Origin of the sequence: Frateuria sp. (assembly GCF_013362045.1) — a bacterium.
Taxonomy (GTDB): domain Bacteria; phylum Pseudomonadota; class Gammaproteobacteria; order Xanthomonadales; family Rhodanobacteraceae; genus Frateuria_A.
In genome coordinates this window covers 1-23,962 of sequence record NZ_JABFWW010000270.1, presented here as the reverse complement: position 1 = coordinate 23,962, position 23,962 = coordinate 1, and the positions used below count along the sequence as shown (strand labels likewise).

Sequence of the window (23,962 nt, the reverse complement as noted above, 5' to 3'; positions counted from 1 at the left end):
AGGAAGCCGCCCGGCGTTTCGCCTCGGCGCGCGCCGCCGGCACGCGCCGGCGGCGCGATGCCGCCGCGATCGACGCCCAGGCCGCGGCGGTGATCCTGGAACGCTGGCTCGCCGCTGCATCCGATTCCGCCTGATCCAGGTCACTGCATGTTCACTCCTTCCCGCTCCTTCGAACCGCCCGCCATGAGCTCCCGCCTGCGCCACCTGACCACGCTGGAACACCTGCCGCGCGCCTGCATCGAGCGCCTGCTCGACCGCGCCCTGTCCATGCGCGACGCCTGCGCGCACGGCACCCGCAAGCTGGACCTGCTCGCCGGGCGCACGGTGCTCAACCTGTTCTTCGAGCCCTCCACGCGCACGCGCACCTCGTTCGAACTGGCTGCACGCCGCCTGGGCGCGGACGTGATCAACTTCGACATCGGTTTCTCGTCCACAGCCAAGGGCGAGGAGCTGTTCGACACCCTGCACACGCTCGAAGCCATGCACCTGGACGCCATCGTGGTGCGCCACAAGGTGTCGGGCACACCGGAGGAACTGGTGCGCCACGCCATGAGCGGCGTTTCGGTGATCAATGCCGGCGACGGCAACCGCGCCCATCCCACCCAGGGCCTGCTCGACGCGATGACCATCCGCGAGCACCGCCCGGACTTCGAGAACCTGGCGGTGGTGATCTGCGGCGACATCAAGCACTCGCGCGTGGCCCGCTCGGACGTGCATGCGCTCACCGCCATGGGCGTGCGCGAGATCCGCCTGTGCGGCCCGGCACCGCTGATGCCCGCGCAGGAAGAATTTCCACGCTGCGTCTTCATGGAAGACTTCGACCAGGCGATCGAGGGCGCCGACGTGGCGATCATGCTGCGCCTGCAGAAGGAACGCATGAGCGCCACCGAACTCCCCGACGAGGCCGCCTACTTCGCCCGCTACGGCCTGGACACCCGCCGCCTGGCGCGTGCCGCCAGGGGCTGCCTGGTGATGCACCCCGGGCCGATCAACCGCGGCGTGGAGATCGCTCCGGACGTCGCCGACGGAGCGCAGTCGAAGATCCTCGAGCAGGTCGGCAACGGCGTGTTCGTGCGCATGGCGGTGCTGGGCGAGCTGCTCGGCCGCTGAGGCCTCCTGCAGGTTTCCCGCGTCCCCGCAACGCCTCCTGCCGACCTGCCCGCCTCGACCGGCGAAGGAAGATGCCGGAATGGAGGAGGCAGCCCGCCGCTCCCGGCTCCGGGCATAATGCGTGCGCCACTCTTTCATTTCAGGGAACCGAATCATGCGATCGACGACGCGCACTCTCGCGCTGGCCCTTGCCGGCGTGTTGCTGGCGGCTTGCGGGCACAAGGACAAGGACGCACCGCTCGCCTTCGCCCCCGCCGACACCCCCTATGCAGTGGCCAACCTGGATGTGCTGGACGAGGGTACCCGCAGCGCCCTGCTCACCCAGGCCGATGCGCAGCTGCCGGCCGAACTGGCCCAATTGCGCGCCACTGCCGACGGGATGGCCGCCAAGGACCCGGACACCGCCAACCTGATCCGCGCCTTCGCCAAGGAGCTCGACGGCAAGACCATCGAGGGCTTCGCGCAGAACGCCGGCCTGGACCTGAAGGGCTATTCGGCCCTCTATGGGCTGGGCCTGGCGCCGGTGCTGCGCTTCCAGCTCAGCGACACTGGCGCCTTCGAGGCCTTCGTCGGCCGACTGGAAGCCGCCTACGGCAAGAAACTGGACGTTGCCAGCAGCGACGGGCAGAGCTATCGCCGCCATCTCTCGCCCGCGACTGGAACGCAGCTGATCCTGGCCGTGGTCGGCAAGCAGGCGGTCGCCGCGATCCTGCCGGTCGATGCTGCCCAGCCGCTGCTGCGCCAGGCGCTGGGCCAGGACCGCCCGGCCAGGAACCTGCAGGACGATGGCCGGCTGGAGAAGCTCGCCAAGGCCAGGGGCTACGAGAAGTGGGCCGTCGGCGAGCTCGACCTCAATCGTGCCCTGCCGCTCGCCGCCAGCGGCAAGGACCCGCTGTTCGCCGCCCTGTTCAAGGCGCGCGCCCAGGCCGAATCGGCCAAGACCGGCGAGCCGGTGGCCAATCAGCTGCAGATCCCGCCCGGCTGCCAGGCCGATGCCACGCGCATAGCCAGCCGCGTGCCCGAGCTGAGCTTCGGCTATACCCGGCTGGAACCCAAGCACCAGGACATGCGCTGGAACGTATCGCTGGCCAGCGATATCGCGCAGGCGTTTCAGGGCCTGAAGGTCGACCTGCCGGGACTCGGTGCCAGCCAGCCCAGCTCGCCGTTCGAGTTTTTCCTGGGCCTGCCGGTGGCGCAGCTGCGCGCGTTCTGGACCGCACAGGCCGATGCCGTGACGGCCAAGCCTTTCACCTGCCCGGCGCTGGCCGACCTCAACGATAGCTTTGCCAAGCTCGGCCCGAGCATGCAGAAGGCGGCGATCCCGCCCTTCGGCGACCTGCTCGGCGTGGGCCTTTCGCTGGACAGCTTCAAGCCGGGCGCGGGCAATGCCATGCCCCAGTTCACCGGCCGGCTGACGCTCGGCACCAGCAACCCCGCAGGCCTTCTGGCCATGGGCCAGATGATGACCCCGGCACTGGCGCAGCTGAAGCTCGCCGATGACGGCAAGCCGGTGGCGCTGCCGCCCACCCTGAGCGGCATGTTCAACCAGCCGGCCTGGATGGCGATGGGCACCAAGAGCCTGGGGCTGGGCATCGGCGCGGGCGAGGACGCCAGGCTGGCCGACGCGCTCAAGGCGCCGGCCGGCAACGCCGGCCAGATGCTGCGCATGCACGTGAGCGGGCAGATGTACCTGGACTGGGTCACCCTGATGCAGCAGAAAGGCGACAGCCTGGGGGCCGCTGCCGCAGCGCTCGGCAAGGATGAGGCTGGCGCTGCGGCAGACCAGGCCGACAAGGCGGCCAGCGACGCGCGCACCAAGGCCCAGTTCGACGCCATGCGTGCGCAGGCCGAACGCATCGAATCCATCGACGCAGAAATCCACATCGACGGCCAGGGCCTGGTGGTCAACAGCCAGACGACCCTGAAGTAGCCAGCACCTCTTCGCCCCTTGAAAAAAAGGGCGTCCTGACGGGCGCCTTTTTTCGCCTGCACCACGCCCCGCTCACCCGCCTTTCGCGGCTGCCCAACCTTCCTTTAAGCCAGCCGTTCGCAACGGTAATTGCCACTGAACACCGTGCTGCCAACGCACACCGTGTTCACGGGCGCCCTGTTGCCATGGTTCGGCCGGTGCGGCACGCATCGGCTGTCCGCGACCGCCACCCTAGGAGAGTGCCATGCGTATCCATTCCGCGTTCCATCGAGCCCTCGTTGCCGCAGGCCTGACCGCTGCGCTGGCCGCCGTACCGCTCGCACAGGCCGTCGCACAGGACGCCAGCGCCCAATCCAACGGCAGCATGCAATCGAGCAACCAGACCGTGCCGGGCAAGGTCGATGACGCCTGGATCACGACCAAGGTGAAATCCGAATTCGCCACCACCAAACATGTCCATGCCACGGACATCTCGGTCGACACCACGGATGGCATGGTGCGCTTGACCGGCACCGTGGGCAGCAGCAAGGAGAAGAGCCGCGCGGTCCACCTGGCGCGCAAGGTCAAGGGCGTCAAGAGCGTGGACGCCACCGGCCTGACCGTATCGCCCAGCAGCACCAAGAGCACCACGAGCGAGCCTGCCTCCAGTTCGACCTCGGGCATGTAGCGCGCGGGCCGGCCGGAACGCAAAAAGGAGCCCACGGGCTCCTTTTTGTCGGGGACTGCCCGCGGCGGCCTCGTTCAGCGCCTGCCCGGCCAGGCTTCAGCGGCGCAGCATTCCGCCGCCGAACTGGTTGTTGTCGCGGGTCTCTTCCAGTTCCACGCCTTCCAGGCCTTGCGACAGCGTATGCGCGTCGCCTCCCTGGGCGAGCTTGATGCGCAGGCGCACCTCGTTGGAACTGTCGGCGTGGCGCAGCGCATCCTCGTAGCTGATCTCGCCCGCGTGGTAGAGCTCGACCAGGCTCTGGTCGAAGGTGCGCATGCCCAGGTTGGTCGATTCCTTCATCACTTCCTTGATCTTGTGGATCTCGCCCTGGCGGATGTAGTCCTGCACCAGCGGCGTTCCCAGCAACACCTCCACCGCCACGCGGCGCGCCTTGCCATCGGGCGTGGGGATCAGCTGCTGCGCCACGATGCCCTTGAGGTTCAGCGACAGGTCCATGAACAGCTGCTGGCGCCGGTCTTCCGGGAAGAAGTGCAGGATGCGGTCGATCGCCTGGTTGGCGTTGTTGGCGTGCAGCGTGCACAGGCACAGGTGGCCGGTCTCGGAGAAGTTGATCGCGTACTCCATCGTCTCGCGGGTACGCACCTCGCCGATCAGGATCACGTCGGGCGCCTGGCGCAAGGTGTTCTTCAGCGCGTTGTCCCAGTTGTCGGTATCGATGCCGATCTCGCGCTGGGTGATGATGCAGCCCTCGTGCTTGTGCACGTACTCGATCGGGTCCTCGATGGTGATGATGTGGCCGGTCGAGTTCTGGTTGCGGTAGCCGACCATGGCCGCCAGCGAGGTCGACTTGCCCGAACCGGTGGCGCCCACGAAAATGATGATGCCGCGCTTGGTCATCGACAGCGACTTGAGCACCGGCGGCAGGGTGAGCTCCTCGAAGGTGGGGATCTTCGACTCGATCCGGCGCAGCACCATGCCCACGCAGTTGCGCTGGTAGAAACACGACACGCGGAAGCGGCCCACGCCTTGCGCGGAGATGGCGAACTGGCACTCGTGGGTCTTCTCGAACTCCTCGCGCTGCGAGGGCGTCATCACGTTGAGCACCATGTCACGCGCCTGCTGCACCGACAGCGGGCTCTGCGTGATCGGCACGACGCGACCCTGCAGCTTCATCGACGGCGCCACGCCGGCGGTGATGAACAGGTCCGATGCCTTCTTGTGCACCATCAGCTTGAGGAAGGAGGTGAAATCGAAATCGCTCATGGTGGTCTCCTCCGGGAGACGAGAAAGATGACGCAACGGAAGGCGCGAGGGCGTTCCTTACTTGAAGGTGTCCTTGTTCTTGGCGTAGCCGATCGCCTCCTGCCGCGTGACCACGCCACGCTTGACCAGGTCCTGCAGGTTCTGGTCGAGCGTCTGCATGCCGAACTGCTGGCCGGTCTGGATCGAGGAGTACATCTGCGCGACCTTGTCCTCGCGGATCAGGTTGCGGATGGCCGGTATGCCGACCATGATTTCGTGCGCCGCGATGCGTCCGCCGCCGACCTTCTTCAGCAGCGACTGCGAAATCACCGCGCGCAGCGATTCGGACAGCATCGAGCGCACCATCGGCTTCTCGCCGGCCGGGAACACATCGATGATGCGGTCGATGGTCTTGGCCGCCGAACTCGTATGCAGGGTGCCGAACACCAGGTGGCCGGTTTCCGCGGCGGTCAGCGCCAGGCGGATGGTCTCCAGGTCGCGCAGCTCGCCGACCAGGATGTAGTCGGGATCCTCGCGCAGCGCCGAGCGCAGCGCCTCGTTGAAGCCGTGCGTGTCGCGGTGCACTTCGCGCTGGTTGACCAGGCACTTCTGCGAGGTGTGCACGAACTCGATCGGATCCTCGACCGTGAGCATGTGCCCGTATTCGTTCTTGTTGATGTGGTCGACCATCGCCGCCAGCGTGGTCGATTTGCCCGAGCCGGTCGGGCCGGTGACCAGGATCAGGCCCTGCGGCTGCTCGATCAGCTCCTTGAAGATGCGCGGTGCGCCCAGGTCCTCCAGTGTCAGCACTTCGGAGGGAATCGTGCGGAAAACCGCGCCGGCGCCGCGGTTCTGGTTGAACGCGTTGACGCGGAAGCGCGCCAGGCCGGGGATCTCGAACGAGAAGTCGGTCTCGAAGAACTCCTCGTAGTCACGCCGCTGCTTGTCCGACATGATGTCGTAGATCAGCGAGTGGACCTGCTTGTGCTCCAGCGCCGGGATGTTGATGCGGCGCACGTCGCCGTCCACACGGATCATCGGCGGCAGGCCGGCGGAAAGGTGCAGGTCCGAGGCCTTGTTCTTCACCGAGAAGGCCAGCAGTTCGGCGATATCCATCGGGTTCCCCTTGAAACGTTCATCTGGATGAAAAGCGGTACTGCGCAGGGGACCGCCCGGTTGCGCGCCTGCGCGCACCCACCGTCGCCTTCGTGCCGGCCATCCGATGTCCCCCTGCAGCGAGCCGATACTACTCGCGCGAATGGCTGCGGGGCCAGTAGGTTGCAGCGCCTTCCTGCGGAAACTGCGACCCTCTGCCGGTTGGCCCATCCACCTGCCCGACCGGCCCTCGTCGCCTGCGGAAGGCCCGGGCGCGTCATCCGCCGGGCAGGCGCTTCGGGTTAAGGTATCGGCCCCGGGCAAAACCCATAAGGACAGGCATGACACGACTTGCCTTCATCGGCGGCGGCAACATGGCGCGCAGCCTGATCGGCGGCCTGCTCAGGACCGGCGCCGCGGCCTCGTCCATCCGCGTGGCCGAACCGCAGGCGCAGGCGCGCGAAGCGCTGGCGCGCGAGTTCGGCGTGGCCACGTTTGCCGAGAACCGCCTGGCTGCGGCCGACGCCGAGGTCCTGCTGCTGGCGGTCAAGCCGCAGGTGATGCCTGCGCTCAAGGCCGAGCTGCGCGACGTGCTGCAGCGCCAGCGCCCGCTGCTCGTTTCCATCGCCGCCGGCGTACGGCTGGACCAGTTGGAACGCTGGTTCGGCGCGTTGCCCATCGTGCGCTGCATGCCCAACACGCCTGCGCTCATAGGTGCGGGCGCCACCGGCCTTTGCGCCAACGCGCGGGTCAGTCCGCCGCAGAAGGCGCAGGCCCAGCACATCCTCGATGCCGTGGGCCTGACTCGTTGGCTCGACGAGGAAGCATCGATGGACACGGTCACTGCCCTGTCCGGCTCGGGGCCGGCCTATTTCTTTGCGCTGGTGGAGGCCATGGAAGATGCCGCCGTGGCCCAGGGCATGCCACGCGCGACCGCGCGCGCACTGGCCGCGCAAACCTGCCTGGGCGCCGGCCGCATGCTGGCCGAGGGCGGCGAGGCGCCGGGCGAACTGCGCCGCCGCGTGACCTCGCCCAATGGCACCACCCAGGCCGCGCTGGAAAGCTTCGCCGCCGACGGCCTGCCGCGTGTCGTCGCGCACGCCATCGCCGCGGCCACCCGCCGCGGTGCCGAACTGGCCGCCGAACTGGACGCCAAGGAGTCCCGCCCGTGATCTACCTGCTGAACGCGCTTTCCCTGTTGCTGGAGATCGCCTTCGACGCGCTGGCCACGCTGTTCGTGCTGCGCCTGCTGGCCGAGGCCGGACGCGCCGACTTCCGCAACCCGGTGAGCCAGTTCGTCTACCGCTATACCAATCCGTTGCTCGCGCCGATCCGGCGCGTGCTGCCCAATTGGCGCCGGATCAACCTGGCCGCGCTGCTGGTCTGCTATCTGGTGATGCTGGTCAAGCGCGTGGTGCTGTTCGCGCTGGTCGGCACCCTGCCGCATGTCGCGGGCCTGCTGGTGCTCGCCCTGGCCGACCTGCTCGACTTCGTGCTGCTGTTCTATCTGGTGCTGGTGTTCGGCTGGTCGCTGCTGAGCATGTTCGGGGCGGATGGCTATCACCCCGTGCTGCGCCTGGTCGAGGCCATCGTCGATCCGCTGCTGCGGCCGCTGCGCGGCAAGCTGGTGGTGGGCATGCTCGACTTCGCGCCGGCCGTGGTGATGGTCGGCCTGCTGCTCGCGCGCATCCTGGTCGCGGCGCCGCTGTTCGACTGGGGCACGCAGTTGGCGCGCGGGTTCTAGCCTTCTTCGGCCTGGATCAGTTGCGCCCGGCCCAGGCAGCGATGATGCGGTGCAGTTCGGCCAGGCCGTCGAACAGCGCAGCCGGTCCCGGCTGCAGGATGATCGGCGACTTGACCTCGTGCAGCTCGCCGTCGCGCACCGCCGGGATCGCGTCCCAGCCCGGCCTTGCCGCCACCTTCTCCGGCCGGAAGCGCTTGCCGCACCACGAGCCCAGGATGATGTCGGGCGCGCGGCGCACGACCTCGCCGCCATCGGCCAGGATGCGCTGCTTCGCCAGCGGCTCGCGCGCCAGCTCGGGGAACGCATCCTCGCCGCCGGCGATGCCGATCAGCTCGGCCACCCAGCGGATGCCGGTGATGATCGGCTCGTCCCATTCCTCGAAGTAGACCTTCGGCCGCCGCGGCAGCCTGGCGGCCGCGGCGCGGATCGCGGCGATGTGCGCCGCGGCGCGTTGCGCGTAGGCATCCGCCTTGTCCTGCGCACCGACCATCGCGCCCAGCCGGCGGATGTAGGCGAGGATGCCTTCCACGCTGCGGTGGTTGCTGATCCACACCTCCACGCCCGCCTTGATCAGCTCGCGCGCGATGTCCGCCTGGATGTCCGAGAAGCCGATCGCCAGGTCCGGCCCGAGCTTGAGGATCTCGTCGATCTTCGCGCTGGTGAACGCCGAAACCTTGGGCTTCTCCTTGCGCGCCCGGGCCGGGCGCACGGTGAAACCGGAGATGCCGACGATGCGCTGCTCCTCGCCCAGGGCGTAGAGCACTTCGGTCGGTTCCTCGGTGAGGCAGACGATGCGCTGGGGATACCCGTCCATCAATGCCCCAGCACGGTCACCGTCACCCTGCGCTGGTGCGGGTCGTGGCGGTGTTCCCACAGGTAGATGCCCTGCCAGGTGCCCAGCTGCGGCTTGCCGCCGTGCACCGGCACCGTGAGGCTCACGCCGGCGAGGATCGAGCGCACATGCGCGGGCATGTCGTCCGGGCCTTCGGCGTCGTGCCGGAAGAGCGGGTCGCCATCGGGCACGGCGCGGGCGAACCAGCGCTCCAGGTCCGCCTGCACGGTCGGGTCGGCGTTCTCGCCGATCAGCAGAGAGCAGCTGGTGTGCGCGGTGAAGACGTGCGCGATGCCGGTCTGCACGTGGCTGGCGGCGACCGCCTCGGCCACTTTCGTGGTGATCTCGCTGAAGCCGCGCCCGCGCGTATGCACGACGAAACCGCCCTGCGCGACGTGCGGCGCGGGCTGCGCATGGCTCACGGGTAAAGCAGCCGGCTGGTCCAGGTCTGGCCATGGCGGCTCCAGCGCGCGCGCTCGTGCAGGCGGAACTGCGCGCCGTACCAGAACTCCACCATGTCCGGCTCGACCACGAAGCCGCCCCAATGCGGCGGGCGCGGCACCTCGCGGCCTTCGTATTCCTTCTCGCAGCGCGCCACGCGTTGTTCGAACGCCTCCCGGTCGGGCAGCGTCTGCGACTGCAGCGACGCCCACGCACCGATCTGGCTGCCGCGCGGGCGGCTGGCAAAGTACGCGTCCGACTCCTCCGCCAGCAGCTTGCGGGCCACGCCCTCCACGCGCACCTGCACGCCCTCGCGCAGCTGCTTCCAGTGGAAGCACAGCGCGACCTGCGGATGTGCCTCCAGCTGGACGCCCTTGTCGCTTTCGTAGTTGGTGTAGAAGCGGAAGCCGCGCTCGTCGACGCCCTTGAGCAGCACGATGCGCGAACTGACCCGGCCGGCCGCGTCGGCGGAGGCCAGGTTCATGGCCGTGGGTTCGGGATCGCCGCCGGTGATGGCCTCGTCCAGCAGGACCAGGAAGGTGTCGAGTATCTCGCGTTTGAGCATGACTCTTGCATCGTGGCGGCGCCGCGCCATCATGCGCGGATGACCAACGATGCTAGCACGCAGAACGTCGCCCTCGCCGGCCACCTGCTCGACCATTACGCCGGACGCATCGCGCGTTCACGCCGCCCCTACATCCTCGGTCTGTCGGGCCTGCAGGGCAGCGGCAAGAGCACGCTCGCACGTGTGATGAAGACCGCTGCCGAGGCGCGCGGCTGGCCCACCGACGTGCTCGCGCTGGACGATTTCTACTACCCGCGCAGCGAGCGCGAGGCGCTGGCGCGCGAGGTGCATCCGCTGCTGCGTACGCGCGGCGTGCCTGGCACGCACGAGATCGAGCTGCTGCTCTCGGTGCTCGCCGCGCTGCCGCAGGCGTCGGAGAAGCTTCCGGTGACCTGGCCGCGCTTCGACAAGGGCCGCGACACCCGCATCCCGCCTTCGCGCTGGCCCAAGGCCACGCGCGCGCCGAAGCTGGTGATCCTCGAAGGCTGGGCACTCGGCCTGCGCCCGCAGCTGCAGGTTGCGCTGGAGTCGCCGGTGAATGCGCTCGAACGCGAGGAGGATCCGGACTGCCGCTGGCGCCATTGGGTCAACAAGCAGCTGCGCGCCTACCAGCCGTTGTGGCGCAAGCTCGACGCACTGATCGTGCTGCAGGCGCCGAACTGGGACGTGGTGCGCCGCTGGCGCGGCCAGCAGGAAGAGGAACTGCTGGCCCGCCACGCCCCGCTGGCGATGGACGCGAAGGCGATGGTGCGCTTCCTCGCCCACTTCGAGCGCCTCAGCCGCCACGCCCTGGCGACGTTGCCCGCGCTGGCCGACACCGTGGTCGAGTACGACCGCGATCGTCACGTGACCGGACTCGCCCACGCGTAAACGAGCCGACTCCCTCTTTCACGGGAAGGTGAGGGGAAGAACGCCGCGTCAAGCGCCCTCCAGCAACGAGGCATATCCGCCGCGCGCGTCGGACCATTGCGGTACCCAGCCGCTCTCCCGCAATCGCGCGTTGCGAAGCCGCTTGCTGCCCACGCCCGTCGGCGGCGCACCCTGCGGCGGTGGCGGCACACCGGCGAGCGACGCGAGGTGGTCGTAAAGCACCTGCAGCGGCAGTGGCGTGTCGTCCACGCCCAGGTAGAGCGGCCGTGCATCCGGCAGGAACAACAGGTGCGCGATCGCCGCGGCGGCGTCCTCGACGTGGATGCGGTTGGCCCAGTGCACCCGGTCGCGCGGCACCGCCACCCCGCCTGTGCGTAGGCGATCGAGCAGTTGCAGCCGGCCCGGCCCGTACAGGCCGGCAAGCCGCAATACCGTGCAAGGCCGCGCCTGCGCGGCGAGCCAGCATTCCGCTTCGAGCAGCACGGCGCCGTTGAAGCCCGGCGGATCGGGAGGCGTGTCTTCATCCACCCAGCCGCCCGCGTGGTCGCCATAGACTGCGCTGGAGGAGACGAACAGCACGCGCGCCAGCGCCGCGCAATCCAGCCGTTCCAGCAGGCCCCGCAGGCCATCAAGGAACACGGCCCGATACATCGCCGAATCGCGCAGATCGGGTGCCGGCAGGTAGACCACCCGCGTGATGCGTTCGGGCAGGCCGGCCAGCGTCGCGGCGTCGACGAGGTCGCCGGCCAGCCAGTGGATGCCGGACTCGTCGGCCGATGCCGGCGGACGTCGCCGCAACCCGAACACCGTATGCCCCTGCGCGCGCAGCAGGCGCGCCACGCGCAGCCCCACGTCGCCGCAACCGGCCAGCAAGACGCGTTCGCCCGTGGTTGCTAGCATGCGCGCATGAACCCCTCGTGCAACCTGTTCCTGATCGGCCCGACCGGTGCCGGCAAGACGTCGATCGGCCGACGCCTCGCCGCGCATTATGGCCTGCCGTTCATCGATCTCGACCAGGAAATCGAACGCCACTGCGGCGTGGACGTGCGCTGCGTGTTCGAGATCGAGGGCGAGGCGGGCTTTCGCCAGCGCGAGAGCGCGCTGCTCGATGCGCTGAGCTCGCGCACCGGCGTGCTGCTGGCCACCGGCGCCGGCGCGGTGCTCGACCTGGCCAACCGCCGCCACCTTGCCGAGCGCGGTTTCGTGTTGTGGCTGGACACCACGGTGGAGCAGCAGCTCGAACGCCTGGCGCGGGACACCAAGCGTCCGCTGCTGGCCGGCGAGGACCGCCGCGGCAAGCTCGAGGCGATGGCGCAGGCCCGCGGCCCGCTCTACCGCGAGCTGGCCGACCTGCGCATGCCAGGCGAGCACGAAGGCGTCGCGGCGGCGAGCGAGCGCTGTCTCGCCCTGCTCGACCAGCACTGGCAACGGCAGCAGGCGGCATGAGCGAAATGGACGTCCAGACGATCGAAGTGGCGCTCGGCGAGCGTCGTTATCCGGTATGGATCGGCGGCGGGCTGATCCGCGATGCCGCCCGCTGGCGCGCTCGGCTGCGCGGCCGCCACGCGCTGGTGGTCAGCAACACCACCGTGGCGCCGCTGTATCTGGATCGCCTGGCGCAAGGCCTCGATGGCCTGCACTGGTCGAGCTTCCTGCTGGAGGACGGCGAGGCGCACAAGAGCTTCGCCAACGTCGGCCGCGTCCTGGAGGCGCTGGCGGCACTCGGCGCCACCCGCGACGCCTGCGTGATCGCGCTGGGCGGCGGCGTGATCGGTGACCTGGCCGGCTTCGCGGCCGCCTGCTGGATGCGCGGCATCGACTTCATCCAGGTACCGACCACGCTGCTGGCAATGGTCGATTCCTCGGTCGGCGGCAAGACCGGCGTCAACCTGCCCGCAGGCAAGAACCTGGCCGGCGCCTTCCACCAGCCGCGCGCGGTGGTGGCCGACATCGACGCCCTCGCCACCCTGCCCGACCGCGAATACCGCGCGGGCCTGGCCGAGGTGGTCAAGGGCGCGGCGATCGGCGATGCGGATTTCTTCGCCTGGCTCGAAGCCAACGCCGATGCGCTCGCAGCGCGCGAGGGCGCCGTCCTGGTCGAGGCGATCGCGCGCAAGGTCCGCTACAAGGCCGGCGTGGTCGCCCGCGACGAGACCGAACACGGCGAGCGCGCATTGCTCAACCTTGGCCACACCTTCGGCCATGCGCTGGAGACGGCCGGCCGCTACACCGTGTTGCTGCACGGGGAAGCGGTCGCCATCGGCATGCTGCTGGCCGCACGGCTGTCCGAGCGGCTGGGCATGGCCGCGGCTGCCGATACCGCCCGCCTGCATCGGCTGCTCGAACGCATGGGCCTGCCCACCGCGGTGCCTGCCGTGGCCGGGCCGGAGCAGTTGCTCGCGCTGATGCGCCTGGACAAGAAGAACACCGCCGGCACGCTGCGGCTGATCCTTTGGCGGGGTATCGGCCAGGCCGAAATCGTCGGGGATGCCGACGAGGCAGCCGTGCTTTCGACACTGGCCGAAGCCCTGGCCCCCAACGGGCGATAACCGGCAGTACGGCGGCCCCGTAGAGTGGGCTTCAGCCCACCACGCTTCCCGCAAGTTCCGGCGGTGGACTGAAGCCCGCCCTATGCGCGAGGGCGATCGCCGGCGACGCATTGCCGCTGCGCCTCGCCAGCATCGCGGCGGCCCCCTAGAATGTGTGCCCTGCGGCGCCCCTGCCGCACCAACACGGACATCATGCGCCTCTACCTGCAAACCATGCCCGCCTCGGCCGAGGCGCCGCGCTATGTACAGATCGTGCTCGAGCAGGACCTGCTCGGCGGCTGGACGCTGTACCGCGAGAGCGGCACGCAGGGCGGCAAGGCCACGCTCAAGCGCGAACAGTTCCTCGAACGCGACGCGGCCATCGGCGCGTTCGAGAAGGCGCGCGATGCGCAATTGAAGCGCGGCTACCGCGTGATGTTCGCCCAAGGCCTGGACGGCCCGCACGGACGCTAGAAATGACCGCATCCCTCAAGAACGACCGCTTCCTGCGCGCGCTGCGCCGCGAGCCCACCGACACCACGCCCATCTGGGTGATGCGCCAGGCCGGCCGCTACCTGCCCGAGTACCGCGCCACCCGCGAGCGCGCCGGCAGTTTCATGGGATTGGCGCAGAACCCCGAGTTCGCCTGCGAGGTGACGCTGCAGCCGCTGGAGCGTTTCGAACTGGACGCGGCGATCCTGTTCTCCGACATCCTCACCATTCCCGACGCGATGGGCCTGGGCCTGTCCTTCGCCCATGGCGAGGGACCGCAGTTCGCACGCCCCGTGCGCACGGCCGCCGACATCGAGCGGCTGGCCGTGCCGGACATGGACGGGGAGCTGCGCTACGTGATGGACGCCGTGAGGCTGATCCGCCGCGAGCTGGACGGCCGCGTGCCCCTGATCGGCTTTTCCGGCAGCCCGTGGACGCTGGCCTGCTACATGGTCGAGGGCCGGGGTTCGCGCGATTTCGCGACGCCCAAGGCGATGTGCTGGAACGAACCGAAGCTCGCCCACCGGCTGCTCGACACGCTGGCCCGTTCGGTCGCCGGCTACCTCGCCGCCCAGGCCGCCGCCGGCGCGCAGGCGTTGATGGTGTTCGATACTTGGGGTGGCCTGCTCGGACCGGCACCCTTCCGCGAGTTCTCGCTGCGCTACATGCAGCAGGTGGTCGCAACGCTGAAGTCCGATATCCATGCCCGCGAGTTGCCGGTGATCCTGTTCTCCAAGGGCGCGAACCTGCACCTGGCCGAGATGGCCGAATCCGGCTGCGATGGGCTCGGCGTGGACTGGACCATCGATCTTGCCGACGCCCGCCGCGCGGTGTCCGGCAAGGTCGCGTTGCAAGGCAACCTCGATCCTGCGGTGCTGCGCTCCAACCCCGAGGTGATCCGCCGCGAGGCGCGCGCCGTCATGGACAGCTACGGCAACCATCCCGGCCATGTCTTCAACCTGGGCCACGGCATCACGCCCGAGGTCGACCCGGACCACGTCAAGGTGCTGGTCGACGAGGTGCATGCCTACGGCCGCAGCCTGCGCGGGAGCTAGCGATGGCCTGGCTGGTCACCAAGTACCTGATCACTGCTGCCGTGGTGGTGCTGGTATCCGAGGCGGCAAAGCGCAGCGATCGGCTGGGCGGCCTGCTCGGCGCGCTGCCGATGGTGACGATCCTGGCGCTGGTCTGGCTGTACGTGGAACACCAGCCGCAGCAGAAGATCGCCAACCACGCCTGGTACACCTTCTGGTACGTGCTGCCGACACTGCCGATGTTCCTGGTCTTCCCGGCCCTGCTGCCACGGCTGGGCTTCTGGCTCACCCTGCTCGCCTGCGCCGCCCTTACCGTGGCATGTTTCGGCCTGTTCGCCCTGGCGGTTCGGCGGTTCGGCATCCAACTGCTTTAACGGACTGATCACCGGCTTAGCACACGCCGCTTGCCCCGTCCATAGCACCGGCGCATGATGAAGCCGCCGGCAACCGGCCGGCCCGACAGAGGCAGGGGGAGCCGTTATGTCGCGAGTCCATCCTTTCAGCGCGCCGGCGCCGGCCACGCGCGATGCCGCACCGCCTCACGTCTTTCGCCCACCGGCCGCCCTGGGCAACGGCGTCCGCGGCGTGATGGCGGCCTTCGTTCTTCTCACGCTGGCAGTCATCGGAGTCATGCTCCACGGACTGCAATTGCTCCAGCAGGGCATCGAGGGCGGGATCAGCGCCAGCCTGCAGGAAAGCCTGGTCAGCGCCGGCAGGCTGCAGCTCAACCTGTTCCGCCTGCAATTGGTTCTGATGCTGGCGTGCTACGTCTGGGCCGCCTTCTGGACCCATCGGGTCGCCTGCAACGTGCGGGCGCTGGGAGCCAAGGGGCTGGACGATTCGCCCGGCTGGGCCGTGGGCTGGTATGCCGTGCCGGTCATGAACCTGGTGCGGCCGCTGCGCTCCATGGCGCAGATCTGGCTGGGGTCCGCCGCGCCGGCCCGCTGGCAGAAGCTGGCCACGCCGCGGCTGCTTGTCGCGTGGTGGTGCTTCTGGATCGCCGGCAACCTGTCCTACTGGTTCGTCACGCAGTACCTGCAGCCCGAGCACACGTTCCAGGGCCTGCACACCCAGCAGATGCTGCTGCTTAGCGGACAGGCACTGAACCTTGCGTCGGCTGCCTTGTTCCTGCTCGTCGTGCAGCGGCTGACCCGCATGCAGATGGAGGAGCACGCGCGCCAGCAGGCGACGGAGCCCGCACCTGCGCGTACGCTGGCCGACGCCTTCGTTGCCTAGCCGCCCGCAGGAATGATTGCGCTGCCCCGGTTCGCATGAGCCGGGGCTCGCCTTCCCATCAGGAGCGGCGTCGGCGTATCGCCGGAGCCGCCGGAGTGGCGGGATCGCTGCGATAGCGGCCCGGACGAAGCTTTGCCCGCAGCGCCCCTGACCATTCCGGGCTTGGGGCGCAAGCGCCACCCCCTTACAATCGGCGGCTTACCCATTGCAACGCGCGCCCACGGTGCGCCATCGCGAGCCTCCGATGGACAAGAGTTTCGAGCCCGGCCAGATCGAATCGAAGTGGTACGCCCGCTGGGAAGGCCACGGCGCGTTCAAGCCGTCCGGCCAGGGCGAGCCCTACTGCATCCTGCTGCCGCCGCCGAACGTGACCGGCACGCTGCACATGGGCCATGCGTTCCAGCAGACCGTGATGGACATGCTGATCCGCTACCAGCGCATGCGCGGCATGAACACGCTGTGGCAGGTCGGCACCGACCACGCCGGCATCGCCACCCAGAAGATCGTGGAGAACCAGCTCGCCGCCGAAGGCAAGAGCCGCCACGACCTGGGCCGCGAGCCGTTCGTCGAGCGCGTGTGGCAGTGGAAAGAGGAATCGGGCTCCACCATCACCCACCAGATGCGCCGCCTGGGCGTGGCCGCCGACTGGTCGCGCGAGCGCTTCACCATGGACGAGGGCCTCTCGGCCGCGGTGCGCAAGGTGTTCGTGCAGTGGTACCGCGACGGCCTGATCTACCGCGGCAACCGGTTGGTGAACTGGGATCCGGCGCTGGGCACCGCGGTGTCGGATCTGGAGGTCAACAACGTCGAGCGCGACGGATCGATGTGGTCGATCCGCTACATGACCGCCGATGGCGCCGGCTCGGTGGTGGTCGCCACCACGCGCCCGGAGACCATGCTGGGCGACGTGGCGGTGGCGGTGCATCCGGAGGACGAGCGCTACGCGCACCTGGTCGGTACCAAGCTGCACCTGCCGCTGACCGGCCGCGAGATCCCCGTGATCGCCGACGACTACGTCGACCGCGAGTTCGGCACCGGCTGCGTGAAGATCACCCCGGCGCACGACTTCAACGACTACGCCATCGGCCAGCGCCACAGGCTGGAACCGATCAACATCTTCACGCTCGACGCCAAGGTCAACGACAACGCGCCGACGAAGTACCGAGGGCTGGACCGCTACGAGGCACGCAAGGCGGTGCTCGCCGACCTGGAAGCCGCCGGCCTGCTGGTGGAGACGAAGCCGCACAAGCTGCAGGTGCCGGTGAGCCAGCGCTCGGATGCGGTGATCGAGCCGATGCTGACCGACCAGTGGTTCGTCGACCTCACCTCCGAGGTGCTGGCCGACGGACGTCCAGGCGGCCGTACGGCGATCACCGAGCCGGCGCTGGAAGCGGTGCGCTCGGGCGCGATCCGCTTCGTACCGGAGAACTGGACCACGACCTACACGCAGTGGCTGGACAACATCCAGGACTGGTGCATCAGCCGCCAGCTCTGGTGGGGCCACCGCATCCCCGCGTGGTACGACGAGGCGGGCAACATCTTCGTCGGTGAGGACGAGCAGGACGCGCGCCGTCATGGCACGACCAAACCGGTGGGCGAACTTCGCCAGGACGAGGACGTGCTCGACACCTGGTTCTCCTCCGCGCTGTGGCCCTTCTCCACGCTGGGCTGGCCGATGCAGGGGCTAGTGAAGAACGAGCGTGGCGAAGTGGTCGCAGACTGGAGCCGAGACAAGCTGTTCCTGCCCAGCGCGGTGCTGGTCACCGGCTTCGACATCATCTTCTTCTGGGTCGCGCGCATGGTGATGGCGACGCTGTACTTCACCCGGCAGGTGCCCTTCCGCGAGGTCTACATCAACGCCATCGTGCGCGACGCCGAGGGCCAGAAGATGTCCAAGTCCAAGGGCAACACGCTGGATCCGCTGGACCTCATCGACGGCATCGCGCTCGAACCGCTGGTGGAGAAATCCACCCGCTCGCTGCTGATCCCGCAGGTGCGCGAGAAGGTCGAGAAGCGCATCCGCAAGGACTACCCGAGCGGCATTCCCGCGATCGGCACCGACGCTTTGCGCTTCACCTTCGCCGCGCTGGCCAGCTACAGCCGCACCATCAACTTCGACATCAAGCGCGCCGAGGGCTACAAGGCCTTCTGCAACAAGCTGTGGAATGCGGCGCGCTTCGTGATGATGAACCTGCCCGAAGGCGAGGTGCCCGCTCCGGGCGGTCTGCCGGCGACCGAGGCGGAACGCTGGATCCTCACGCGCCTCAAGCAGACGCTCACCGAGGTCGAGGAGCACTTCGCCACCTACCGCTTCGACCTGCTGGCGCAGGCGCTCTACGAGTTCGTCTGGAACGAGTACTGCGACTGGTTCCTGGAGCTGTCCAAGCCGGCCCTGAGCCAGGTCGAAGGGCCGGCGCCCAACGGTAGCGACACCGCCGCCGCGGCCTCGACCCGGCACACATTGCTCGTGGTGCTGGAGACCGTGCTGCGTGCGCTGCACCCGGTCGTCCCGTTCATCACCGAGGAGATCTGGCAGGCGGTGGCGCCGCGGCTGGGCATCGAAGCGTCGAGCATCATGGAGAGGCCGTGGCCGAAGGCCGCCGAGCTGCCGGCCGACGAGGCCGCCAGCGCCGAGATCGAGTGGGTCAAGGCGGTCCTCTCGGGCATCCGGCGCATACGCTCGGAAATGAACATCGCCCCGGGCAAGACCATCCCGCTGCTGCTGGCCGGCGGCGAGGCGGCCGACCGCGTGCGCGTGGCCAAGTTCGCCGCACAGATCGCCTTCCTCGCCCGCACCGAAGCACCGCAGTGGATCGAGCCGGGGGTCGATGAACCGGCGAGCGCCGCGGCGGTCGTGGGCAGCCTGCGCGTGCTGATCCCGCTCGCCGGGCTGATCGATCTCACCGCCGAGAAGGCCCGCCTGGCCAAGGAAATCGCGCGCATCGAAGGCGAGATCAAGAAGTGCGAGGGCAAGCTCGGCAACGCCAATTTCGTCGCCAACGCACCGGCCGAAGTGGTGGCGCAGGAGCGCCAGCGCATCGTGGACTGGGGCACGCAGCTGGAGGCGTTGCGGGAGCAGGCCGGGAAGCTCGGCTGAGCGCACCGCCTTCGCCCCGGGGTGCCTCCGCCAGAGATGGAGGCGCCAGGCGTGGCTAATCCAGCGCCATCACGATCGCATCCTCGCGCCCGTCCTTGGCCGGATAGTAGCGTGGCCGCCGGCCGATCTCCTTGAACCCGACCGAGGCGTAGAGCTGTTGCGCCACCGGGTTGGAAGGGCGCACCTCGAGGAACACCCGCTCGGCGCCGCTCCAGCGCGCCACGTCCAGCAGGCGCCCCAGCAGGTGCCGGCCCAGGCCCTGGCCGCGCCGATCGGGGCCGATGCACAGGTTGAGCACGTGCGCCTCGCCGGCAGCCACCGACAGAATGCCGTAGCCGGCGACTTCGCCGTCGCTGCACAGCACCCAGCACGGATGCCCGGCCTTCAGGCAGTCGTTGAAGATGCCGGCCGACCAGGGGAAATCATAGGAGGCGCTCTCCAGCGCGCTGACCGCGGGCAGGTCCTCGCGGCGCATGGCGCGGACCTCCACCCGCGGGCGCGCCACCGCGACCATCACACGCCCCCTGGCACCGCCAGCGCGCGCCGCAGCTGGCGCAGCACGGTCCACAGCCGGCGCTTGCCCTCGCCGCTGGCGAGCACCTGCTGCGGCTCGTCGGCCAGCACGATCTGGGCCTGGTTCATCACCGCGGCGGGCAGTTCGCGGCCCAGCGCCTGCGCCTGCGCCTGGCCGAACACCAGGTAGGCGCGCACCGGCGGCACGGCAGCATGGGGGCGACCTTCCTTCACCACGATGCGGCCAGCCCGGGCCAATTCAGGACCATAGGCGGCGAGCGCGCGGCCGAGCAGGTCCAGTTCGCGCGACGCGCAGCCCTCGGGCAGCAACACCACGCAGGAAGCCGGTGCCACCGTCGCGGCCACTGACGGCGAAACGGCAGGTTCGGCCACGGCGGCGGCGCGGCGAGCCCAGGGAGTGATGCCCAGCGCGCGCAGCACCCGCGCGCGGCGCGCTTCGGCCACATCGCTGGCCGACAGGGCGCTCACGGCTTCGCGCGGCGGATCCGCCGGCGATGCGCGGAGCGTCCCCACAGGGTCACCACCGGGCCGGACAGCAGATACAGCGTGAACACCACGAACAGCACGCGCGGCGGGTCGATCAGGAACGGCACCAGCACCAGCACGCCGACCAGCACCCAGAAGAACGGCACGCGGTCCCGCTCGCCCATCGGCAGCGACTTGAAGCTGAAGTAGCGGAAACGGCTGACCATCAGCAGGCCCACCACCACCGCCATCACCAGGGTGACGAAACAGAGCTCCGGGCCGGTGATGGACCACCGCTCGGAATGGAATTTTTCAACGCTCCACACGAAGGACATGCACACGGCGGCCGCCGCCGGACTGGCCAGGCCCTGGAAGTAGCGCTTGTCGATCACCCCGACCTGGGTGTTGAAGCGCGCCAGGCGCAGCGCCGCGCAGGCGGCGTAGAGGAAGGCCGCGGCCCAGCCGATCTTGCCCCACACCGGCCCGAAGTCCTTCAGCGAGGACAGCGACCAGTTGTACATCACCAGCGAGGGCGCCAGGCCGAAGCTGACCAGGTCGGAGAGGGAGTCGTACTGCACGCCGAATTCGCTCTGCGTGCCGGTCAGCCGCGCCACGCGCCCGTCCATGCCGTCGAGCACCGCCGCCACGAACACCGCGATCGCCGCCTCGGTGAAGCGTCCGCCGATGCTCGCCACCACGGCGTAGTAGCCGGCGAACATCGCCGCCGTGGTGAACAGGTTCGGCAGCAGGTAGATGCCCCGGTGGCGGGGCGTGCGGACTGGCGCGTTCTCGCTCATGCAACGATCCGTGACGGAATGCGCGAGAGTGTAAACCATCGTCCGTCAACAGCTCCGGCATGCTTGAGTCCGGCGTTCCGGAGTGTTAACTAGTGCCGGGGCCCCACGCCCCGACGGAGAAACCCATGCGCCGCCTGCTCCTCATCCTCGCGTTGCTGCTGCTTGCGCCCGCGGTCGCCGCGCAGGCCTACAAGTGGACCGACGCGCAAGGCACCGTGCATTACTCCGAGATGCCGCCGCCGCAAGGCACTCCCTTCAAGCGCATCACCACCACCGGCTCGGTGCAGGCGCCGCCGGCAAGCAGGTCGGCGGGGAGCACGCCCAACGAAAAGCCGCAGCCCGAACGGCAGCCCGCCGTTGCCGACACCCCCGAGAACCGCGCCAAGCTGTGCAGTTCGCTCAAGGCCAACCTCGACATGCTCAGGGGCAGTGGCCCGGTGGTGATGGAGCAGCAAGGCAAGCCCGTCGCGCTCGATGACGAACAGCGCAATCAGCAGACCGCCCTAGCCGAAAAGCAGTACGTGCAGTTCTGTTCGCAGTAGGCCGGCTTGCGAGGCGGGGGCCGTATAATCAACCCCTTTACCGATCCGGATCGCCCGCCATGCGTCTCAGCCAATTCCACCTGGCCACCGTCAAGGAAGTCCCCGCCGACGCCGAAATCGCCAGCCATCGGCTGATGCTGCGTGCCGGCATGATCCGCAGGCTCGCCTCCGGCCTGTATACCTGGACGCCGCTGGGCCTGCGCGTATTGCGCAAGGTGGAGCAGGTGGTGCGCGAGGAAATGAATCGCGCCGGCGCCATCGAATTGCTGATGCCCGCGGTGCAGCCGAAGGAACTCTGGGAAGAATCCGGGCGCTGGGACAAATTCGGCGACCAGCTGTTGAAGATCCGCGACCGCAAGGACCAGGAATTCTGCTTTGGCCCGACGCATGAGGAAGTCATTACCGACTTCGCCCGCAACGAACTCAAGAGCTACAAGCAGCTCCCGGTCAACTTCTACCAGATCCAGACCAAGTTCCGCGATGAAATCCGCCCGCGCTTCGGCGTGATGCGCGCGCGCGAATTCCTCATGAAGGACGCTTATTCCTTCCATCTCTCGTCCGAATCGCTGGCCGACACTTATGGCGCGATGTACCAGGCCTATTCGCGCATTTTCAACCGGCTCGGGCTGACCTTCCGCGCCGTGCAGGCCGACACCGGCGCGATCGGCGGCAACGCCAGCCACGAATTCCAGGTATTGGCCGATTCGGGGGAGGACGCCATCGCGTTTTCGGATGGCTCCGATTACGCGGCCAACATCGAAAAGGCCGAGGCGCTCGCATCCTCCGCCGCGCGCCCTGCTCCGCATGCCGAGCTCAAGCGCGTGGACACGCCCACGCAGAAGACCATCGCGCAAGTCAGCGCATTCCTCGGGGTATCCCCGCGGCAGTGCATCAAGACGCTGCTGGTCCGCGGGCGGGACGGGCTGGTCGCGTTGTGCCTGCGCGGCGACCATGAGATCAACGAGGTCAAGGTGAGCAAGTTGCCCGAGCTGTCTGGCGAACCGGTGCTCGCTTCGGAAGAGGAGATCCTGGCCGCCACCAACACGCGTCCCGGTTTCATCGGTCCGGTGGGCTTGCCCGCGGACATCCCCGTGATCGTCGATCGCGACGCTGCGGCGCTGGCCGATTTCGTCTGCGGCGGCAATGCCGACGGCACCCATTACACCGGCGCCAACTGGGAACGCGACGCGCGCGTCAGCCGCGTCGAGGACATCCGCCAGGTGGTCGAGGGCGATCGCTCGCCTGACGGCCACGGCAGCCTGCACATCGCCCGCGGCATCGAGGTCGGCCACATATTCCAGCTCGGCCCGAAATATGCCCAGGCGCTGGACGCCACGGTGCTCGACGATCAGGGCAAGAGCCAGGTGATGATGATGGGTTGCTACGGCATCGGCGTCAGCCGCATCGTGGCGGCGGCAATCGAGCAATCGCATGACGAAGCCGGGATTATCTGGCCCGAGGCCATGGCGCCCTGGCGCGTGGCCGTCTGCATCATCAATCCGAAGCATTCGCCCGAAGTGCGCGATGCGGCCGAGGCGCTTTATCGCAAACTCGAACAGCACGGCATCGAAACCGTCCTGGACGACCGCGGCCTGCGTCCCGGCCAGATGTTCGCGGACCTTGAACTGATCGGCATTCCCCACCGCGTGGTGGTGAGCGAACGCGGAATGGCCGCCGGCACGCTGGAATACCGCAACCGTGGCGAATCGGACAACCGCGCCATTACCGAGGACGAATTGTTCACGCTGCTGGCCTGAAAGTAGGCCGCCCATTCGGCCCATTAACCGGCCGTCTCGTGCGCAAGACCGCTTAATGTCGCGTCCCGATAATCGGCCCCTTTTGCAATCACCCCGCTATTGGGCGAGAATGGATCCGGAACAGGACGACGCATCGCTCTCATGACGAGAAGCCACCTACATAATCAAAAACCTTTTCGGGAGCCTACGCATGGCAGTCGATATCAAGAACCTCAATCACAACCAGCTCAATGAGCTGATCAGCAAGGCACAGGTGCGTCAGACCGAACTGCGCAAGGAAAAGGTCGCCAAGCTGCGCGAGAAGATCCATGCCATGGTCAAGGCCGAAGGTTTCGCCTTCGAGGACGTTTTCGGTGGCGCCCGCAAGGCCCGTCGCAGCACCGGCACGGTGGCTCCGAAATACCGCAACCCGGGCAACCCGGAGCAGACCTGGTCCGGCCGCGGCAAGCGTCCGCGCTGGTTCAACGACGCGCTGAAGGCGGGCAAGAAGGAAAAGGACTTGGCGATCTGATTCGCCGCCTGCCATGAATTGGAAAACACCGGCCTCGCGCCGGTGTTTTTTTTGCCCCGATTTTTGGCCCCTCTCCCGTCGGGAGGGAGTTGGGGAGAGGGTTCGGTATCGGCCTCAGCTCGGCTCCGCCCGAACCCTCACCCGCCTGCCGGCACCCTTTCCCGAGGGGCGAGGGATTGGCGCGTGGAGGCGACCGTTCGAATCACCGCTTCGCTTCACAAAGGAGCGCTCAGGCGGCCGTGCCGCCGACGGTCATGCCATCGATCTTGAGCGTAGGCTGGCCGACGCCCACTGGGACGCTCTGGCCATCCTTGCCGCAGACGCCGATGCCTTCGTCCAGTTGCATGTCGTTGCCGATCATCGAGACGCGGGTGAGCACGTCCGGACCGGAGCCGATCAGCGTGGCGCCCTTGACCGGCGCGGTGACCTTGCCGTCCTCGATGAGATAGGCCTCGCTCGCGGAGAACACGAAC

Annotated in this window: 26 protein-coding genes and 1 pseudogene; 17 read left to right on the top strand and 10 right to left on the bottom strand. The window is 68.4% G+C overall.

All coding sequences use genetic code 11. The features are described 5' to 3' along the window. The 4 genes and pseudogenes from HOQ08_RS13100 to HOQ08_RS13085 all read left to right on the top strand — a co-directional run. Positions 1-134, top strand: a pseudogene (locus HOQ08_RS13100) (Holliday junction resolvase RuvX); the annotation flags it as partial. Between the two features lie 49 nt (positions 135-183). Continuing rightward, a complete protein-coding gene (locus HOQ08_RS13095; RefSeq protein WP_291195644.1) occupies positions 184-1,110 on the top strand; it encodes an aspartate carbamoyltransferase catalytic subunit in 927 nt (308 codons plus the stop codon). Between the two features lie 154 nt (positions 1,111-1,264). After that, entirely contained in the window at positions 1,265-3,040 is a 1,776-nt protein-coding gene (locus HOQ08_RS13090) for a hypothetical protein (protein ID WP_291195643.1), read from the top strand. 244 nt (positions 3,041-3,284) lie between these two features. After that, entirely contained in the window at positions 3,285-3,707 is a 423-nt protein-coding gene (locus HOQ08_RS13085; RefSeq protein ID WP_291195641.1) for a BON domain-containing protein, read from the top strand. A gap of 96 nt (positions 3,708-3,803) precedes the next feature. On the opposite strand, the gene HOQ08_RS13080 is transcribed toward HOQ08_RS13085, so the two are convergent. Together HOQ08_RS13080 and HOQ08_RS13075 are read right to left on the bottom strand one after the other, a co-directional pair. Continuing rightward, positions 3,804-4,970, bottom strand: coding sequence for a PilT/PilU family type 4a pilus ATPase (locus HOQ08_RS13080; protein WP_291195639.1), 1,167 nt, complete (start codon positions 4,968-4,970; stop codon positions 3,804-3,806). Between the two features lie 57 nt (positions 4,971-5,027). After that, positions 5,028-6,065, bottom strand: a complete 1,038-nt coding sequence (locus tag HOQ08_RS13075; RefSeq protein WP_291195637.1) for a type IV pilus twitching motility protein PilT — start codon at positions 6,063-6,065, stop codon at positions 5,028-5,030. A 320-nt stretch (positions 6,066-6,385) separates the two neighbouring features. On the opposite strand from HOQ08_RS13075, the gene proC reads away from it, so the two are divergent. Further along, complete coding sequence (gene proC / locus HOQ08_RS13070; protein ID WP_291195634.1) at positions 6,386-7,216, top strand: pyrroline-5-carboxylate reductase; 831 nt, start codon at positions 6,386-6,388, stop codon at positions 7,214-7,216. After that, positions 7,213-7,788, top strand: coding sequence for a YggT family protein (locus HOQ08_RS13065; RefSeq protein WP_291195631.1), 576 nt, complete (start codon positions 7,213-7,215; stop codon positions 7,786-7,788). The genes proC and HOQ08_RS13065 overlap by 4 nt, the downstream gene beginning before the upstream one ends. 16 nt (positions 7,789-7,804) lie before the next feature. On the opposite strand, the gene HOQ08_RS13060 is transcribed toward HOQ08_RS13065, so the two are convergent. The 3 genes from HOQ08_RS13060 to pdxH are packed head-to-tail and all read right to left on the bottom strand — an operon-like array spanning position 7,805 to position 9,626. After that, positions 7,805-8,602 (bottom strand): ABC transporter substrate-binding protein, encoded by a 798-nt coding sequence (locus HOQ08_RS13060; RefSeq protein ID WP_291195628.1) that lies wholly within the window; start codon positions 8,600-8,602, stop codon positions 7,805-7,807. Further along, on the bottom strand, positions 8,602-9,042 hold the full coding sequence (locus HOQ08_RS13055; protein WP_291195625.1) for a secondary thiamine-phosphate synthase enzyme YjbQ: 441 nt from the start codon (positions 9,040-9,042) through the stop codon (positions 8,602-8,604). Before HOQ08_RS13055 ends, HOQ08_RS13060 begins: the two co-directional genes overlap by 1 nt. Next, entirely contained in the window at positions 9,039-9,626 is a 588-nt protein-coding gene (pdxH, locus tag HOQ08_RS13050) for a pyridoxamine 5'-phosphate oxidase (protein ID WP_291195623.1), read from the bottom strand. Before pdxH ends, HOQ08_RS13055 begins: the two co-directional genes overlap by 4 nt. Positions 9,627-9,665: 39 nt before the next feature. Between pdxH and HOQ08_RS13045 the strand changes: the two genes are divergently transcribed. Continuing rightward, on the top strand, positions 9,666-10,496 hold the full coding sequence (locus HOQ08_RS13045; protein WP_291195620.1) for a kinase: 831 nt from the start codon (positions 9,666-9,668) through the stop codon (positions 10,494-10,496). A gap of 48 nt (positions 10,497-10,544) precedes the next feature. Here HOQ08_RS13045 and HOQ08_RS13040 read toward each other — a convergent pair whose 3' ends face one another. Further along, a complete protein-coding gene (locus HOQ08_RS13040) occupies positions 10,545-11,396 on the bottom strand; it encodes an SDR family oxidoreductase (RefSeq protein WP_291195618.1) in 852 nt (283 codons plus the stop codon). Between the two features lie 6 nt (positions 11,397-11,402). On the opposite strand from HOQ08_RS13040, the gene HOQ08_RS13035 reads away from it, so the two are divergent. From HOQ08_RS13035 to HOQ08_RS13005, 7 genes are all read left to right on the top strand, one after another. After that, positions 11,403-11,942, top strand: a complete 540-nt coding sequence (locus HOQ08_RS13035; protein WP_291195615.1) for a shikimate kinase — start codon at positions 11,403-11,405, stop codon at positions 11,940-11,942. After that, positions 11,939-13,045, top strand: coding sequence for a 3-dehydroquinate synthase (gene aroB / locus HOQ08_RS13030; RefSeq protein ID WP_291195612.1), 1,107 nt, complete (start codon positions 11,939-11,941; stop codon positions 13,043-13,045). Before HOQ08_RS13035 ends, aroB begins: the two co-directional genes overlap by 4 nt. A gap of 192 nt (positions 13,046-13,237) precedes the next feature. After that, positions 13,238-13,498 (top strand): WGR domain-containing protein, encoded by a 261-nt coding sequence (locus HOQ08_RS13025; protein ID WP_291195609.1) that lies wholly within the window; start codon positions 13,238-13,240, stop codon positions 13,496-13,498. A gap of 2 nt (positions 13,499-13,500) precedes the next feature. Then, complete coding sequence (gene hemE / locus HOQ08_RS13020) at positions 13,501-14,571, top strand: uroporphyrinogen decarboxylase (RefSeq protein ID WP_291195607.1); 1,071 nt, start codon at positions 13,501-13,503, stop codon at positions 14,569-14,571. Positions 14,572-14,573: 2 nt separating this feature from the next. After that, complete coding sequence (locus HOQ08_RS13015; RefSeq protein ID WP_291195605.1) at positions 14,574-14,924, top strand: DUF3147 family protein; 351 nt, start codon at positions 14,574-14,576, stop codon at positions 14,922-14,924. A gap of 256 nt (positions 14,925-15,180) precedes the next feature. After that, the gene (locus tag HOQ08_RS13010) at positions 15,181-15,786 is read left to right on the top strand and encodes a DUF4328 domain-containing protein (protein ID WP_291195603.1); all 606 of its coding nucleotides are present in this window, start codon (positions 15,181-15,183) and stop codon (positions 15,784-15,786) included. A gap of 244 nt (positions 15,787-16,030) precedes the next feature. Then, positions 16,031-18,883 carry a valine--tRNA ligase gene (locus HOQ08_RS13005; protein WP_291195601.1) on the top strand — a complete coding sequence of 951 codons (2,853 nt, stop codon included), beginning with the start codon at positions 16,031-16,033 and terminating at the stop codon, positions 18,881-18,883. 55 nt (positions 18,884-18,938) lie between these two features. Here the strand turns inward: HOQ08_RS13005 and rimI are convergent, their stop codons facing one another. Genes rimI through HOQ08_RS12990 form a run of 3 tightly spaced genes read right to left on the bottom strand, consistent with a single transcriptional unit; the run spans position 18,939 to position 20,679 of the window. Continuing rightward, complete coding sequence (gene rimI / locus HOQ08_RS13000) at positions 18,939-19,397, bottom strand: ribosomal protein S18-alanine N-acetyltransferase (RefSeq protein ID WP_291195599.1); 459 nt, start codon at positions 19,395-19,397, stop codon at positions 18,939-18,941. Continuing rightward, the gene (locus HOQ08_RS12995; RefSeq protein ID WP_291195597.1) at positions 19,397-19,885 is read right to left on the bottom strand and encodes a hypothetical protein; all 489 of its coding nucleotides are present in this window, start codon (positions 19,883-19,885) and stop codon (positions 19,397-19,399) included. Before HOQ08_RS12995 ends, rimI begins: the two co-directional genes overlap by 1 nt. Continuing rightward, positions 19,882-20,679: a phosphatidylcholine/phosphatidylserine synthase gene (locus HOQ08_RS12990; RefSeq protein ID WP_291195595.1), complete on the bottom strand. Its 798-nt coding sequence runs from the start codon at positions 20,677-20,679 to the stop codon at positions 19,882-19,884. The genes HOQ08_RS12995 and HOQ08_RS12990 overlap by 4 nt, the downstream gene beginning before the upstream one ends. A 125-nt stretch (positions 20,680-20,804) precedes the next feature. Here HOQ08_RS12990 and HOQ08_RS12985 point away from each other — a divergent pair, with 125 nt between their 5' ends. The 3 genes from HOQ08_RS12985 to HOQ08_RS12975 all read left to right on the top strand — a co-directional run bounded on the left by HOQ08_RS12985 (position 20,805) and on the right by HOQ08_RS12975 (position 23,489). Beyond that, positions 20,805-21,221, top strand: a complete 417-nt coding sequence (locus tag HOQ08_RS12985) for a DUF4124 domain-containing protein (RefSeq protein WP_291195593.1) — start codon at positions 20,805-20,807, stop codon at positions 21,219-21,221. A 59-nt stretch (positions 21,222-21,280) separates the two neighbouring features. Further along, on the top strand, positions 21,281-22,978 hold the full coding sequence (locus HOQ08_RS12980) for a proline--tRNA ligase (RefSeq protein ID WP_291195591.1): 1,698 nt from the start codon (positions 21,281-21,283) through the stop codon (positions 22,976-22,978). Positions 22,979-23,168: 190 nt separating this feature from the next. After that, positions 23,169-23,489 carry an H-NS histone family protein gene (locus tag HOQ08_RS12975; protein WP_291195589.1) on the top strand — a complete coding sequence of 107 codons (321 nt, stop codon included), beginning with the start codon at positions 23,169-23,171 and terminating at the stop codon, positions 23,487-23,489. 229 nt (positions 23,490-23,718) lie between these two features. Here HOQ08_RS12975 and HOQ08_RS12970 read toward each other — a convergent pair. Next, the coding region (locus HOQ08_RS12970; RefSeq protein ID WP_291195587.1) for a metallopeptidase TldD-related protein at positions 23,719-23,962 on the bottom strand (244 nt) is incomplete at its 5' end.

What these genes read in the sequence shown, in the direction of transcription:
- HOQ08_RS13040 (WP_291195618.1), bottom strand. Translation starts at nt 11,396, where the DNA reads ATGCTAGCAACCACGGGCGAACGCGTCTTGCTGGCCGGTTGCGGCGAC.
- HOQ08_RS13060 (WP_291195628.1), bottom strand. Translation starts at nt 8,602, where the DNA reads ATGGACGGGTATCCCCAGCGCATCGTCTGCCTCACCGAGGAACCGACC.
- aroB (WP_291195612.1), top strand. Translation starts at nt 11,939, where the DNA reads ATGAGCGAAATGGACGTCCAGACGATCGAAGTGGCGCTCGGCGAGCGT.
- proC (WP_291195634.1), top strand. Translation starts at nt 6,386, where the DNA reads ATGACACGACTTGCCTTCATCGGCGGCGGCAACATGGCGCGCAGCCTG.
- HOQ08_RS13075 (WP_291195637.1), bottom strand. Translation starts at nt 6,065, where the DNA reads ATGGATATCGCCGAACTGCTGGCCTTCTCGGTGAAGAACAAGGCCTCG.
- HOQ08_RS13005 (WP_291195601.1), top strand. Translation starts at nt 16,031, where the DNA reads ATGGACAAGAGTTTCGAGCCCGGCCAGATCGAATCGAAGTGGTACGCC.
- HOQ08_RS13080 (WP_291195639.1), bottom strand. Translation starts at nt 4,970, where the DNA reads ATGAGCGATTTCGATTTCACCTCCTTCCTCAAGCTGATGGTGCACAAG.
- HOQ08_RS13025 (WP_291195609.1), top strand. Translation starts at nt 13,238, where the DNA reads ATGCGCCTCTACCTGCAAACCATGCCCGCCTCGGCCGAGGCGCCGCGC.
- HOQ08_RS13010 (WP_291195603.1), top strand. Translation starts at nt 15,181, where the DNA reads ATGCTCCACGGACTGCAATTGCTCCAGCAGGGCATCGAGGGCGGGATC.
- HOQ08_RS12985 (WP_291195593.1), top strand. Translation starts at nt 20,805, where the DNA reads ATGCGCCGCCTGCTCCTCATCCTCGCGTTGCTGCTGCTTGCGCCCGCG.
- HOQ08_RS13095 (WP_291195644.1), top strand. Translation starts at nt 184, where the DNA reads ATGAGCTCCCGCCTGCGCCACCTGACCACGCTGGAACACCTGCCGCGC.
- HOQ08_RS13045 (WP_291195620.1), top strand. Translation starts at nt 9,666, where the DNA reads ATGACCAACGATGCTAGCACGCAGAACGTCGCCCTCGCCGGCCACCTG.
- pdxH (WP_291195623.1), bottom strand. Translation starts at nt 9,626, where the DNA reads ATGCTCAAACGCGAGATACTCGACACCTTCCTGGTCCTGCTGGACGAG.
- HOQ08_RS13090 (WP_291195643.1), top strand. Translation starts at nt 1,265, where the DNA reads ATGCGATCGACGACGCGCACTCTCGCGCTGGCCCTTGCCGGCGTGTTG.
- HOQ08_RS12990 (WP_291195595.1), bottom strand. Translation starts at nt 20,679, where the DNA reads ATGAGCGAGAACGCGCCAGTCCGCACGCCCCGCCACCGGGGCATCTAC.
- hemE (WP_291195607.1), top strand. Translation starts at nt 13,501, where the DNA reads ATGACCGCATCCCTCAAGAACGACCGCTTCCTGCGCGCGCTGCGCCGC.
- HOQ08_RS13035 (WP_291195615.1), top strand. Translation starts at nt 11,403, where the DNA reads ATGAACCCCTCGTGCAACCTGTTCCTGATCGGCCCGACCGGTGCCGGC.
- HOQ08_RS13015 (WP_291195605.1), top strand. Translation starts at nt 14,574, where the DNA reads ATGGCCTGGCTGGTCACCAAGTACCTGATCACTGCTGCCGTGGTGGTG.
- HOQ08_RS12975 (WP_291195589.1), top strand. Translation starts at nt 23,169, where the DNA reads ATGGCAGTCGATATCAAGAACCTCAATCACAACCAGCTCAATGAGCTG.
- HOQ08_RS13085 (WP_291195641.1), top strand. Translation starts at nt 3,285, where the DNA reads ATGCGTATCCATTCCGCGTTCCATCGAGCCCTCGTTGCCGCAGGCCTG.
- HOQ08_RS12980 (WP_291195591.1), top strand. Translation starts at nt 21,281, where the DNA reads ATGCGTCTCAGCCAATTCCACCTGGCCACCGTCAAGGAAGTCCCCGCC.
- rimI (WP_291195599.1), bottom strand. Translation starts at nt 19,397, where the DNA reads ATGGTCGCGGTGGCGCGCCCGCGGGTGGAGGTCCGCGCCATGCGCCGC.